This window comes from Paracidovorax sp. (assembly GCF_057642795.1).
On sequence record NZ_JBXYZY010000001.1, the window covers coordinates 317,225 to 330,250 of the forward strand.

General features: G+C 65.2%; 13 protein-coding genes and 1 pseudogene. 2 read left to right on the top strand and 12 right to left on the bottom strand.

Annotated features, from left to right (window positions below; all coding sequences use genetic code 11):
• Window positions 1–20: 20 nt before the first annotated feature.
• Window positions 21–1,091: a ubiquinol oxidase subunit II gene (cyoA, locus tag AC3A84_RS01440; RefSeq protein WP_487967965.1), complete on the bottom strand. Its 1,071-nt coding sequence runs from the start codon at window positions 1,089–1,091 to the stop codon at window positions 21–23.
• 281 nt (window positions 1,092–1,372) lie between these two features.
• Here cyoA and AC3A84_RS01445 point away from each other — a divergent pair, with 281 nt between their 5' ends.
• Window positions 1,373–2,710: an MFS transporter gene (locus AC3A84_RS01445; RefSeq protein ID WP_487967966.1), complete on the top strand. Its 1,338-nt coding sequence runs from the start codon at window positions 1,373–1,375 to the stop codon at window positions 2,708–2,710.
• 125 nt (window positions 2,711–2,835) lie between these two features.
• Here the strand turns inward: AC3A84_RS01445 and AC3A84_RS01450 are convergent.
• The 10 genes and pseudogenes from AC3A84_RS01450 to AC3A84_RS01495 form a co-directional block, all read right to left on the bottom strand.
• Window positions 2,836–3,536: pseudogene (locus AC3A84_RS01450) on the bottom strand (alkaline phosphatase family protein); the annotation flags it as partial.
• A 422-nt stretch (window positions 3,537–3,958) separates the two neighbouring features.
• On the bottom strand, window positions 3,959–5,005 hold the full coding sequence (gene tolA, locus AC3A84_RS01455; RefSeq protein ID WP_487967967.1) for a cell envelope integrity protein TolA: 1,047 nt from the start codon (window positions 5,003–5,005) through the stop codon (window positions 3,959–3,961).
• A gap of 96 nt (window positions 5,006–5,101) precedes the next feature.
• Window positions 5,102–5,527, bottom strand: coding sequence for a biopolymer transporter ExbD (locus tag AC3A84_RS01460; protein WP_487967968.1), 426 nt, complete (start codon window positions 5,525–5,527; stop codon window positions 5,102–5,104).
• A gap of 16 nt (window positions 5,528–5,543) precedes the next feature.
• A complete protein-coding gene (tolQ, locus tag AC3A84_RS01465) occupies window positions 5,544–6,245 on the bottom strand; it encodes a protein TolQ (protein WP_487967969.1) in 702 nt (233 codons plus the stop codon).
• Window positions 6,242–6,664 carry a tol-pal system-associated acyl-CoA thioesterase gene (ybgC, locus tag AC3A84_RS01470; protein WP_487967970.1) on the bottom strand — a complete coding sequence of 141 codons (423 nt, stop codon included), beginning with the start codon at window positions 6,662–6,664 and terminating at the stop codon, window positions 6,242–6,244. Before ybgC ends, tolQ begins: the two co-directional genes overlap by 4 nt.
• Window positions 6,665–6,695: 31 nt before the next feature.
• Window positions 6,696–7,880, bottom strand: a complete 1,185-nt coding sequence (locus AC3A84_RS01475) for a pyridoxal phosphate-dependent aminotransferase (RefSeq protein ID WP_487967971.1) — start codon at window positions 7,878–7,880, stop codon at window positions 6,696–6,698.
• A gap of 74 nt (window positions 7,881–7,954) precedes the next feature.
• Window positions 7,955–8,491, bottom strand: a complete 537-nt coding sequence (nusB, locus tag AC3A84_RS01480) for a transcription antitermination factor NusB (RefSeq protein ID WP_487967972.1) — start codon at window positions 8,489–8,491, stop codon at window positions 7,955–7,957.
• Window positions 8,488–8,952 (bottom strand): 6,7-dimethyl-8-ribityllumazine synthase, encoded by a 465-nt coding sequence (ribH, locus tag AC3A84_RS01485; protein WP_487967973.1) that lies wholly within the window; start codon window positions 8,950–8,952, stop codon window positions 8,488–8,490. Before ribH ends, nusB begins: the two co-directional genes overlap by 4 nt.
• 5 nt (window positions 8,953–8,957) lie before the next feature.
• Window positions 8,958–10,079, bottom strand: coding sequence for a bifunctional 3,4-dihydroxy-2-butanone-4-phosphate synthase/GTP cyclohydrolase II (ribBA, locus tag AC3A84_RS01490; protein WP_487967974.1), 1,122 nt, complete (start codon window positions 10,077–10,079; stop codon window positions 8,958–8,960).
• 206 nt (window positions 10,080–10,285) lie between these two features.
• On the bottom strand, window positions 10,286–10,573 hold the full coding sequence (locus AC3A84_RS01495) for a 2Fe-2S iron-sulfur cluster-binding protein (RefSeq protein WP_487967975.1): 288 nt from the start codon (window positions 10,571–10,573) through the stop codon (window positions 10,286–10,288).
• A gap of 38 nt (window positions 10,574–10,611) precedes the next feature.
• On the opposite strand from AC3A84_RS01495, the gene AC3A84_RS01500 reads away from it, so the two are divergent.
• Window positions 10,612–10,815, top strand: coding sequence for a hypothetical protein (locus AC3A84_RS01500; RefSeq protein WP_487967976.1), 204 nt, complete (start codon window positions 10,612–10,614; stop codon window positions 10,813–10,815).
• A 918-nt stretch (window positions 10,816–11,733) separates the two neighbouring features.
• Here AC3A84_RS01500 and AC3A84_RS01505 read toward each other — a convergent pair.
• Window positions 11,734–12,822 (bottom strand): GGDEF domain-containing protein, encoded by a 1,089-nt coding sequence (locus AC3A84_RS01505; protein WP_487967977.1) that lies wholly within the window; start codon window positions 12,820–12,822, stop codon window positions 11,734–11,736.
• Between the last annotated feature and the right edge of the window lie 204 nt (window positions 12,823–13,026).

Genomic DNA, 13,026 nt, shown 5'->3' on the forward strand with positions numbered 1-13,026 from the left:
CAGGCGCGGGCCCTACGGATTTATTGTGGGGAAACGAGGGAGCGGGCGGCGGCAATGTCTGCCGAATTCGCGGTCGGCACGCCGAGCGATGCGACCACCTGGGCCGCGTTGTCCACCGTGCAGACGTCTTGCGGCAGGTTCAGGCCAGAGGCCTTCAGATAGGCGGCCCCACCGTTCTCGTCGATCGCCATCATGTGGTGCATGCACATCTTGCCTTCTTCGACGCAGCGGTTGAGCACCTTGTCATAGAGGCCTGCCTCGACGGAGCCGAAGTACTCGACGGGGTTGCGTTCACTGGGCTTGGCAAGCGCCAGATACGAAGTGCGGTCCAGCGGTTTGCCTGCCGTCTTGGCCTGGGCAATCCACTGGTTGAAGTCGGCGTCGCTCAGGCCACGGAACTTGAACGTCATGCCGGAGAAGCCCGCGCCGCTGTAGTGCGATGCCATGCCATGGTACGTGCCTGCCTTGTTGATGATGGCGTTCAGCTCCGTCTGCATACCGGGCATGGCGTAGATCATGCCGGCCAGGTCAGGCACGTAGAACGCGTTCATCGTGGAGGTGGAGGTCAGTTTGAACAGGATGGGGCGGTCCACCGGGGCCGCCACTTCGTTCACGGTGGCGATGCCTTGCTCGGGGTAGAAGAAGAGCCATTTCCAGTCCATGGCGACGACCTGCACTTCCAGCGGGCGCACGTTGGCGGGCAGGGGGCGGCTGGCGTCCACGCGGTCGAGGGGCCGATAGGGGTCCAGCTTGTGGGTGCCGATCCAGGTCACAGCGCCCAGGGCGATGATGATGAGGAGCGGCACGGTCCAGATCACCAGCTCCAGCGTGGTGGAGTGATGCCACTCGGGGTCGTACTCGGCCTCGGTGTTTGTCTGGCGGTATTTCCAGGCGAAGAACAGCGTGAGGGCGATCACGGGCACGATGATGATGAGCATCAGCAGGGTGGCGGTGATGACCAACTGGCCTTGCTGTGCGGCGACATCGCCTGCCGGGTTGAGCACGACGGCCTTCTGGCAGCCTGCGAGGAGGGCTGTCAGCAGGGGCGCGGCAAGCCACGCGGGCCTGCGGAGTTGCTTGAGTTTATGCATGCTGGAAGACGCAACAAAGGCGCACTTAGGTAGAAACGCGGGTTACTAGACTGCTCGGAATGTAATACCTGCAGCGCTTTTGTCGATTGGACATTTTGTCCACGGTCAAGCATTTGTCAGGATGCTGCACCAGAACCGTGCGTTTTCGTGATGGAGCCACGCCGTGCGTGCCCCTGGCCACGCGTAGGGTAACTCCCACCCCGCTATGGGGAAAAGTCGCCTTGTGAGGGGGGAACGTTGGGCGTAGAACCTCAGACATCAGTGTCAACAGGAGGTTCTTAATGAGTGGACTCACAGCAACTGCCGCGCTGCCGGCAGATGAATACAACGATTCAGGGTCACTCGCTCGCGCGGATACGCACGAGGATGTCACTCCCAGCGAGATCGCGGTCGGCGTGATCATCGGCAGGTCGTCCGAGTATTTCGACTTCTTCGTCTTCGGAATTGCCTGCGTGCTGGTGTTCCCGTCCTTCCTGTTCCCGTTCATGTCGCGGCTCGATGGCACCCTGATGGCCTTCGCCATCTTCGCGCTGGCCTTCATCGCGCGGCCTATCGGCACGGCCATTTCCATGGCCATCCAGCGCCGCTGGGGCCGGGGCACCAAGCTCACGCTGTCGCTCTTCCTCCTGGGCGCCAGCACGGCCGGGATGGCTTTCCTGCCCAGCTTCAACTCCGTCGGCACTACGGCCATCGTGGCGCTGGTGGTGCTGCGTATCAGCCAGGGCCTCGCCCTGGGCGGTACTTGGGACGGCCTACCGTCGCTGCTGGCCATGTCCGCCCCCGAGGGGCGGCGCGGCTGGTACGCCATGGTGGGACAGGTTGGCGCCCCCGTGGGTTTCATCCTGGCTGCGGGCCTCTTCGCCTATCTCTACAGCCGCCTGAGCGTGGCAGAGTTCCTGGAGTGGGGCTGGCGCTTTCCTTTCTTCGTCGCCTTCGCCATCAACGTGGTGGCCCTCTTTGCCCGGCTGCGGCTGGTGGTGGGCCAGTCCTACGCTGACCTGATGCAGCAGCGTGAGCTGGCCCCGGTCAGCGTGACTCGCCTGATGCGCGAGGAAGGCAGCAACGTGATCCTGGGCGCTTTCGCGGCGCTCGCCAGCTTCGCGCTGTTTCATGTCGTGACGGTGTTCCCGCTGTCTTGGATCTCGATGTTCTCCGAGCAGTCGATCACCCATGTCCTGAGCGTGCAGATCATCGGCGCATTCTTCGCTGCGGGTGCGGTGGTGCTCTCCGGCTGGCTCGCGGACCGGTTCGGCCGCCGCAACACGCTGGGCGCCATGGCGGTGCTGATCGGCGTGTTCAGCCTGCTGACGCCGTTGCTGCTCAATGGCGGCATCCTCGGCAACAACGTCTTCATCATCGTGGGCTTCATCCTCTTGGGGCTGTCCTACGGGCAGGCTTCCGGCACGGTCACGGCCAATTTCTCGCCGGGCTACCGCTACACCGGCGCGGCTCTCTCGGCGGATCTGGCCTGGCTCTTCGGTGCTGCCTTCGCCCCCCTGGTGGCGCTGGGCCTTTCGGCGAAGTTCGGCCTGGTGGCTGTGAGTGTGTATCTGCTGTCGGGTGTCGTCTGTACGCTCTTGGCGCTGCGCATCAACCGAGTGATCGAACGGCGCGAATGACCCCACACATTGGCGCTGAGGCGCCACGCCCATGAAAAAAAGAGGCCCGCTGTCGCGGGCCTCTTTGCTGTGGGGGCCATGCCGCTCTGAACGGCTCGCCCCGCACCTCCATGCGTGGCGCGCAGTCAGTGCATGAGTTGGGCCAGACCCCGCGCCTGCGTCAGATCTCCCATGGGCTTGCCGCCTTTGGGGCCAGTGCAGCGTCGCGCTGAGCCAGCCCGGGCACGGTGTCGAGGCCCCAGCGGCGCGTGATGAAGCCAAGTATGGAGGCTGTGTCGTACTCGGGAGGGTCCACCACGCCGGGCTTGGCCCATGGGGCCGCGATCAGTGTCGGGATGCGTGTGCCGGGGCCGCAGAGGTCGCCTCTCGGCACGGCCATGGGGTCCCAGAAGCCGCCGTTTTCGCCTTAGGTCACGACGATCAGCATGTTCTTCCATTGCGGGCTGGCCGGCAGTTGCGCAATCACGTTGGCGATGTAGGCGTCGCCCTCGGCCGCGTTGGCGTAGCCGGGGCGCCGGTTGAGATGGCCCTGGGGCTTGGAGAAGCTCACGGCCGGCAGAGTGCGGGCCGTGGCGTCCTGCAGCAACTGCGCGTCGAAGTCCTTCAGGTGCTTGGCGCGGTAGGCGGCAGCGCTGGCCTGCGTCGGGTTGAACTTGGCGTGGTAGTTGAAGGGCTGGTGGTGGAACTGGAAGTTCGGCAAGGGCCGGCCGAAGGTGCGGTCCGTGTTGGCCGATGCCAGCGTGGCATTGAAGCTCCCGGCGTACCGGGCCCAGTCCACATTCTTCTTGTCGAGCAGGTCGGAGATGGTGATGGCCGTCTGCGGGGGGCAGTGTCAAAGGGCCTCACAGCCGTTAGGACGATCTGCCTGTCGCCTACGAGGGCAACGTCAAAAACGAGGCGCCGTTCGACCTCAAGCCAGGCGAGGCGTGCCGCGTTCGAGCCAGGGCGAGATCGGGCGATATGGTGCCTTTCCTGCGCACGCCGACCGACAAGGATGCGTTGCCTGCGGCGGCAGCGGTGGCGAGGGCGGCGTGACGCCAGCCGGCGTGGCGCGCACGAGCGTAAAGGCCTCCGCCCCTGCTGCGCACTGAAAACAAGGGGGGCCGCGGAGCGCGACCGCAAGAGTCGACGCCAAGCCGACGAGGCAGTGGCTGCCGAAGGCCGGAGCGTGGGGCGGTGCGCGGAGGTCACCGAGGTGCCGCTGCGACGCCGGCGGGCGTCCGCACGCCGCTCGGACGCGCTCTGCCCCTATTCTTTGGGCTGGAAGCCGAGCACCAGTGACGACGGCACGCGGCCATCCACGTCGCGCGGCAGCGTATCGGTCTTTTGAAGAGCGCGTATGACCGCGTCGTCCCACGCCTTGTTGCCGCTGGAATGGGTGATGCGCGTGCCGACGATGGTGCCGTCCGGGGCGACGCGCACTTCGACCTCGGTGCGCGGGTTGCCGGAAATGGTGTCGGGATAGACGATGTTCGGCCGCACCTTGGCCGCCACCTTGCCATCATAGCTGCCGGACGGCCCCGAGTTGCGCTGCGCCGTGCCGGTGGCGGTCTCGCCGCCGGTGGCTCCCGCAAGGCCCTGCATGCGGCGCATTTGGTCGGCTCGGAATTGCTCGGCGCGCTTGGCGTCCGCATCAGCCTTCTTCTGCGCTTCGGCCTTCTTTTGGGCGTCCGCCTTTTTCTGGGCCTCGGCCTGCTTTTGCGCTTCGGCCTGCTGCTGTTGCTGCTTCTTCTTGTCCTGTTCGGCCTTCTCGCGGCGCTCCTGCTCGCGCTCGGCGCGGTCCTTCTCGGCCTTGTCGCGCAGGGCCTTTTCCTTGGCCTGCTGTTCCTTCTGCTTTTGCAGGCGCTCCTGCTTTTCCTGCTCCAGCTGTTCCTGGCGCTCGCGTTCGCGCTTGTCACGCTCGGCTTGCTGCTGGCGTTCCTTCTTGGCCTGCTCCAGCCGCCGCTTCTCGCGCTCGATGGCGATGTCGGCTTCGCGCGTGTCCGGCTCTGCCGCGCGCGGAGGGGGTGGGGGAGGGGGGGCGGGCGGTGGCGGTGGTGGGGCCGGTTCCGGCTGAGGCGCAGGCGTGGGTGCCGGAGGCTGTTCAGGGGAGACTTCGCGGGGCGCGGCCTGCTGCGGCACGGCCGACCACAGCTCGGCCTCGACGGCGGGCTGGTCGGCGCTGGTCTTCCAGTTCACGCCCCAGGTCAGCGCCGCGATCAGGGCGGCATGCGCCAGCACGGCCAAGGCCACGGCACGCATGCGTCCGGGAGGACGGGGCGGGGCAAACTGGTCGCGGTCGTCGTGGGCGTACATGCGGGAATCGTCGGATGAAATAGGGGCCGCGTGGGAAAGGGCTGGGTGCGGTGCTGGCCGGGCGTCAGGGCGCGGCAGCGGCGGATGCGACGGGCCTTAGCCCCCCGTCTTCACGGACAGGCCCACGCGCTGGACACCCGCCTTCTGCAGTGCGTCCATGGCTTTCACGACAGACTCGTAGGGCACCGTCTTTTCAGCCGTGATCACGACCGCGCTGCCTTCGGCCTGGCCCGATTGCCAGCGCTTGGCGGCATCGCCGATCTCACGCTGCGTGAGCGTGCGGGTAGCGTCCTGCGTCTTGAGCTCCAGCTGTCCATCCTTGCCGACCAGGATCTGCGCCACGGCCGGCGGCTGCTTCGATGCCTTGCCCACGGTGGGGACGTCGATCATGCCGGGCGTGAGCATGGGCGCGGTCACCATGAAGATGATGAGCAGCACCAGCATCACGTCGATGAAGGGCACCATGTTGATTTCGTTCATCGACCGGCGGCGGCTGCCGCTGCGCGAGGCCATTGCGGGCATGCTTGCCTCCTTGCGGTCAGTGGCCCGAGGCAGAACCGGGCTGGGCGCCCAGGTTGCGCTGCAGGATGTTGGAGAACTCTTCGATGAAGGTCTCCTGGTGGGTGGCCACGCGGTCGATATCGCGGGCGAAGCGGTTGTAGGCGATCACGGCCGGAATGGCGGCGAAGAGGCCGATCGCGGTGGCCACCAGCGCTTCGGCGATGCCGGGCGCCACGTTGGCCAGCGTGACCTGCTCCATGCCCGCGAAGCCGGTGAAGGCATGCATGATCCCCCAGACGGTGCCGAAGAGGCCCACATAGGGAGACACCGACGCGACGGACCCCAGGAAGGACAGGCTCGATTCGATCACGTCCATCTCGCGCTGGAAGCTCGCGCGCATAGCGCGGCGGGCGCCGTCGAGCAGTGTGCCGGGGTCGCTGATACGGCGCTCGCGCAGCTTCTGGTATTCGCGCATGCCGCTGGCGAAGATGCGCTCCATGGGGCCGGCGTTCTTGGCGTTCTGCGCAGCGCCAGCGTAGAGGTCGTTGAGGCTGGTGCCTGACCAGAACTCGCGCTCGAACTCTTCATTGAGCGAGCGCACGCGCTTCAGGGCGAACAGCTTGCGGAAGATGGCGGCCCAGCTGGAGATCGACACCCCGATCAGCAGCAGCATGACCAGCTGCACGACCCAACTGGCGTTGAGCACCAAACTGACGATGGACATGTCTTGGGAATTCATGGTCTTGTGAGAGTTGCGAGAAGGTGGCCGGGAATGCGTGCGGGGCGCAGCGTATCGGCTTGCACCCAGCCGATACGGACCGTGCCTTCACACAGCAGCACCGGCCCGGATTCGGTCGTTTGCTCTGTTTTCAGGAGCGCTTGCTGGCGTATTGTCAGGCATGCCCGTCCGCTTTCCTGGACAGCGGCCGTAACAATCAGTTCATCGTCCAGGCGGGCCGGCCTGATGTAGCGCAGCTGCGCGTCGGATACGACAAACATGCCGCCCGCGAGTTCCCGAAGGGACTGCTGGCCCACGCCCAGCGAGCGCAGCCATTCGGTGCGGGCGCGCTCGAAGAACTTCAGGTAGTTGGCATAGAACACGATGCCGCCGGCATCGGTGTCCTCCCAGTAGATCCGCACGGGCCATTCGAATGCCATCGTCTGCTGTCTCTGGATAGGGGGCGCGCCGTCAGCCAATGGCCGCCTGCAGACGACGCACGGCCTCCTGCAGCTGCGGCATCGAATTGGCCGTGGAAAAGCGCACGAAGCGCGCCGTGTCAGCGCTGCCGAAGTCGCGCCCCGGCGTGATGGCGAGGTGGGCCTCGCGCATCAGCGCGAAGCTGAAGTCCCAGCTGCCTTGCACGCCCAGGCGCTCGGCTGCCCGGGTGCAGTCGGCCCAGGCGTAGAAGGCGCCGTCGGGGAGTGCGGGCACATCGAGCCCCAGGGACTGCAGCGCGGGTACGAAGAAGTCGCGCCGGGCCTTGAATTCGGCGCGGCGGCGTTCGTATTCGGCCAGGCTCTCGGCCTCAAAGCAGGCCAGGGCCGCATGCTGCGCGATGGTTGACGCGCAGATGAAGAGGTTCTGTGCGAGCCGCTCCACCACCGGCACCATGGCCTCGGGCACCACCATCCAGCCCAGGCGCCAGCCGGTCATGTTGAAGTACTTGCTGAAGCTGTTGATGCTGATGACGTTGTCATCGATGGCGAGCGCCGTCTGGCCGAAGGCTTCGTCGTACGACAGGCCCAGGTAGATCTCGTCGATCAGCGTCACGCCGCCGCGCGCCTGCACCACGCCGTGGATGCGGCGCAATTCAGCGGGGTCGATCGACGTGCCCGTGGGGTTGGAGGGCGAGGCCAGCAGCACGCCGCGCGTCTTCGGGCCCCAGGCGGCCTCGACCTTGGCGGCGCTGAGCTGGAAGCGCTCTTCGGCCGTGGTGGGCAGGAGCACTGCCCGGCCTTCCGCTGCGCTCACGAAGTGGCGGTTGCAGGGGTAGCTCGGGTCGGGCATCAGCATTTCGTCGCCGGCTTCGATCAGGGCGAGGCAGGCCAGCTGCAGCGCGGCCGAAGCACCGGCGGTGACGACGATGCGGCGTGCCGGCACCTGCACGCCGAAGCGCTGGGCGTACCAGCCGCTGATGCGCTCGCGCAGCGCGTCCAGACCCAGGGCGTTGGTGTACTGCGTGGCGCCGGCCCGCATGGCGCGGTCGGCGGCTTGCTGCACCAGGGGCGGTGCGGTGAAGTCGGGCTCGCCGATGTTCAGGAAGATCATCGGGTCGCGGCTGCCAGCCACGTCGCGCGCCAGGGCCTGGGCGGCCTTGGCTACTTCCATCACGTAGAAAGGTTCGATGCGTTCGGCGCGGGAGGAGAACTTCATGGAGCGATTGACTTTGCGGCTGGCGGGCAGGCGTGGGTGGTCGGGCCGCTCGTGCGGCCCGTGCCAAGGCGGGATCAGGCCGGCGTGCCGGCGTCCTGGCCCTTGTCGGCAGCCACTTCCGCTGCGCGCAGCTGCGGCGCCAGGCCGTTGAGCACGCCGTTGACGTACTTGTGGCCGTCCGTGCCGCCGAATTCCTTGGCCAGCTCGATGCACTCGTTGATGACGACGCGCCAGGGTACGTCCATGCAGTGCTGGAATTCGAACACGCCGATCCACATGGCGGCATGCTCGATGGGCGAGATCTCGGCCATCTTGCGGTCGAGCTTGGGCGCGATCAGCGCGTCCAGGTCGTCCGCCGTGCGGATGCAGCCGTGCAGGAGCGCGTCGTAATGCGCCGAGTCGGCCTTGTGGAAGCCGGCCAGGTCGCGCGTGAAGTGGTCGATGGCGGTGGCGTCGTTGCGGCCCACCAGGTATTGGTAGAGCGCCTGGAGCGCGAATTCGCGCGCGCGGCTGCGTCCCGACTTGGAGGCAGCCTTGCGGGCGCCCGTGCTGGTGGTGCCGGTGCGCGGCTGGCGCGGCGGGCGCTTGTCGCCGTGGGTGGATTCGCTCAAGACAGTTCCTCCAGCAGGTTGGCCATTTCCACGGCGACCCGTGCCGCGTCCTGGCCCTTTTCGGTCTGGCGGGCGATGGCCTGTTCCATGTTCTCGGTCGTGATGATGGCATTGGCCACCGGCACGTGGTAGTCCAGCGAGATGCGCGTAACACCTGCGCCCGACTCGTTGGAGACCAGCTCGAAGTGGTAGGTCTCGCCACGGATGATGCAGCCCAGCGCGATCAGCGCGTCGTATTCGTCGCGTTCGGCCATGGCCTGCAGGGCCACCGGCACTTCCAGGGCGCCGGGAACGAGTACGTGGTGGATGTGCTTTTCCTGCACGCCCAGGGCGATCAGCTCGGCGCGGCACGCTGCCGCGAGGCTGTTGGTGATGCTCTCGTTGAAGCGGGCCTGCACGATGCCGATGTGCAGTTTCTTGCCATCGAGCTTGTCCGCTGTTCCTTTGTCTGCGCCAAACATGTTCTTTATTCCTTGGGGATGTATCCGGTGATTTCGAGGCCGTAGCCGGCCACGCTGGGCATGCGGCGGGGTTGGCCCATCAGCTGCATTCGGCTGACGCCGCAGTCGCGCAGGATCTGCGCGCCGATGCCGTAGGTGCGCAGGTCCATGCGGCCGCGCTCGGGTGCCTGGGCCGACTGGGCCCGGCCTTCGAACTGCGCGAGCAGCTGGTCGCCCGACTCGCCGCAGTTCAGCAGCACGGCCACGCCGTAGCCCTTGCTGCTGATGTATTGCAGGCTGGTGTCCAGGCCCCAGGAGTGCATGGCGCGGTTGACTTCCAGCGCGTCCAGCACCGACAGGGGCTCATGCACACGCACGGGTACGTCGTCGCTGTCCTTCCATTCGCCCTTGACCAGTGCCAGATGCACCGACTGGCTGGGGCCGTCGCGGAAGGCATGGGCGGTGAACTCGCCCCAGGCGGTCTGCAGCGTGCGTGTGCCGATCTTCTGCACCAGCGACTCGTTGCGGCTGCGGTATTCGATCAGATCGGCGATGGTGCCGATCTTCAGGCCGTGCTCGGCGGCGAACACCTGCAGGTCGGGCAGGCGGGCCATGGTGCCGTCGTCCTTCATCACTTCGCAGATCACGGCCGTGGGGCTGCAGCCGGCCATCGCGGCCAGGTCGCAGCCGGCTTCGGTATGGCCGGCGCGCATCAGCACGCCGCCGTCCACCGCCTGCAGGGGGAAGATGTGGCCCGGCTGGACCAGGTCGGCCGCCACGGCGTTCGGGGCGACGGCGGCCTGCACGGTGCGGGCGCGGTCGGCGGCCGAGATGCCGGTGGTCACGCCTTCGGCCGCCTCGATGGAGGCTGTGAAGGCGGTGCCCATCTTGGTGCCGTTGCGAGGCACCATGGGCGGCAGGTTCAGTCGCGCGCAGCGCTCGCGGGTGAGGGTCAGGCAGATCAGGCCACGGCCGTAGCGCGCCATGAAGTTGATGGCTTCGGGCGTGACGTGGTCGGCCGCGAGCACCAGGTCGCCTTCGTTCTCACGGTCTTCCTCATCCACCAGGATCACGATGCGCCCGGCGCGCATGTCGGCCACGATGTCTTCGACGGGCGAGATCGCCACGGGGGATGGGGAGGTGCTCATGACTGGGGCTTTCGGGGGTTGGGCCACCCGGCCGGGCACGGCGCGTGTTCCCGACGGGCGGATGGCCGGAGCCTGCGAGGCTGCCACCCGAAGAACAAGTGCCGCGGCCAAGGGCCGTGCGTAGGGGAGCGCAGTGCTCCCTCTGGAGGGGGCGATTCTAGTTCAGCGCGGCCCTGCCCGGCCCGGGGCGCGCCGCCGGCCCATCGTCAGATGCTCGGTGCTTCGAGGCGCACGTCGCTCACGGGATAAGCCACGCAGGGCAGCACGCAGCCCTCGAGCCGCTCTTCACGGGACAGTCCGGGCCATTCGATGCGGTATTGCACTTCGCCTTCGGACAGCACACCGATGCAAGTGCGGCAGGTGCCGTTGCGGCAGGAGGAGGGCCAGTCGATGCCGCCTTGCTCCAACGACTGCAGCAGAGGCTGTTCGGGCCAGGCATCGCATTGCGTGCCGTCGTCACCGACACGAGCGATGAAGAAGGGAGGAGTGAGCATGGGACGGTCGGACCAGGGATATGGATGGAGTGTGAAAAATGGCGCTGGCGCTTGATCTGCCAGAGCCCATTGCTATGCCATTGGCAGCATTCGCCGAGAGCGAAGCTGCCATAGCGATGAACCGCGAGGCTGCCTTAATTTTAAGCAGTGCAGGCAATTCCCTTCAAAATCAAAGACTTGCAACGTTCATACAAGACTTGTGCAAGGTTGTCCACATGATTGTCCAGCGTGAACAGGGATAAGTGGGGGATGGGCTGCCTGGTTTTTAATCAATGAGTGGAGTTTCCTTGTAAATCAAGGGCTTGCAGCGGCCGTACAGGGCTTGTCCACGGTTATCCACATGATTGTCCAGCGCGCAGAGGGATAACCGGGTGAACTTTGACAGCCCGTTTGGGACATCTTCCCTGCGTGGGCCCTTCAGGATGTGGGAGTAATGCTATGAAATTGGGAGTGCCCTGCCACCGTGATGGCGCGCACCCGATGAATTGCCGAACTGCCTTAATTTTGGGCAGATCAGCCAATGGCCTTGTGAATCAATGACTTGCAGCGGTCATACAAGGCTTGTTCAGTGTTATCCACATGATTGTCCAGCGCGGACAGGGATAAGTCGATGTGGGTCTGCCTGTTTTTTGGTCAATGGGTTTGATTTCTTTGTGAATCAATGGCTTACGTTAGCCGTACAGGCCTTGTCCAAGGTTATTCACATGATTGTCCAGCGCGGGGAGGGATAACCAGGGAAGACTGGTTCGTCGCTTCCTGGTGTTCCCGGGCACGGAGTGGCCTGAAGAGGGGAGGCAGGCGCGATGGAAGCAATAGGGCTGGCGCTCCACGACGCCGCCATGGGGCACTGCTGCAGTTCTGCCTCAATTTTGAGCAGTTCAGGCAATTTCTATATAAATCAATGACTTGAATTTGTCATACAGGGCTTGTTCAGCGTTATCCACATGCTTGTCCAGCACGGACAGGGATAACAGGAGGCGGTCGGTCGTGGTCGATGCCTCATTTTTCAGCATTGCGTCAAGAACCCTTACAAATCAATGGGTTGGATCTGTCGTTCGGCTGTTTTTCAGGGTTATCCACATCGTTATCCAGTGATCCTAGGGATAACCCTGTGCTTCGGACCCGGAAGCGGTTTCGAGGGCGCGGCGGGCCGGGGGCTGCTAGAACTGGCCTTGCCACCGGTCCTTGCCTGAGCGCTTGGCTTGATAGAGCTGCTGGTCTGCACGCTGTACGAAGTCGCTGAGTTGATCGCCTTTGCGCAGTCGCGATACGCCTGCGCTCACCGTGATGTGAGGCCCGTCGATTGCTGCCTTTGCGAGCAGGGGAAGCAGGCCATCCATGAAGGCATGTACGGCAGCGTCATCCAGGCCGTAGAGCAGGATGCCGAATTCCTCCCCGCCCAGGCGTCCGCAGGGGTGCGTCCCGCAATAAGAGCGGATGGCCGCTGCGGTTTCCTGCAATACCAAGTCGCCAGCGCCGTGGCCCTGCGTGTCGTTGATCTGCTTGAAGTCGTCAATGTCGAGCAGAGCAAAGTGCAGGGCCTGCCTGGTGTCGTCTGTCTGCTCGTCGGTGCATTTGTGAATCGCCGATTCGACGATTTGCAGGAAGGACCGGCGGTTGTGCAATGTGGTCAGCACATCGAAATCGGCCAGCCTCTGGAGGCGCACCGTGAGCAGCAGGTTCTTGCGATGCACGATATCGCATGCCAGGCACGCGGCCGCAGCCAGTCCTATGCCTGCCACGATCAGCAGTAGCAGGAGCGGCTGCTGTTCCGGCACACCGCTGCTGACGGCGCCGAAGTCGGTCATCAACGCCCAGCACAAGACGTTGAAGATCGTGTGGTTCCAGAAGTGGGTGAAGAAGACGGCTGTGGTGAAGGTGATCAGCATGGCCAGCGGAATCAGCCAGAAGCCCGGATTCGGGACTTTGTCCGCCAGGAGCCGATAGGCCAGGGTGACGGCCAGGCCATGCAGCAAGCCGCTATGGTTGAATTGGCGGGCTGTTCCCCAGACGGCCATGCACAGTGCCGCGACCAGGCCCAGGCTCAGCAGGGCCAGTAGCCCATACAGGTCGTGGCGGACAGGCAGGTTCACATACCGAGACAGCGCGATCGCCATCGCCAGCAGCGCAATGCTGACCAATTGAATCTGCACCGCGCCTGGGCGCATCTGGACGCCCCGTAACTCTTCGACCCTCCGCCGCTCCTGCGTCGTGATGGGGTTCTTGCTTTCGGAAGGCGTGAGAGGCATGGGCGGTTCTGGTGGTGGGTATGCGAGGCGTAAAGGGCATCGTCGCCGTCGCCCATAGTGTGCTGCCTGAAGGCCGTTATTCCGCCGTGTGGAAAAAAATCCCCGAGACCTGCGGGCTTGCTGCGGGACGGCCTGCAGGGGTGTCCCTACACGCAACGCGGGCCTCGTGGTGCTGAGGTCCAAGTGCCCCGCCGTCCGGCCACG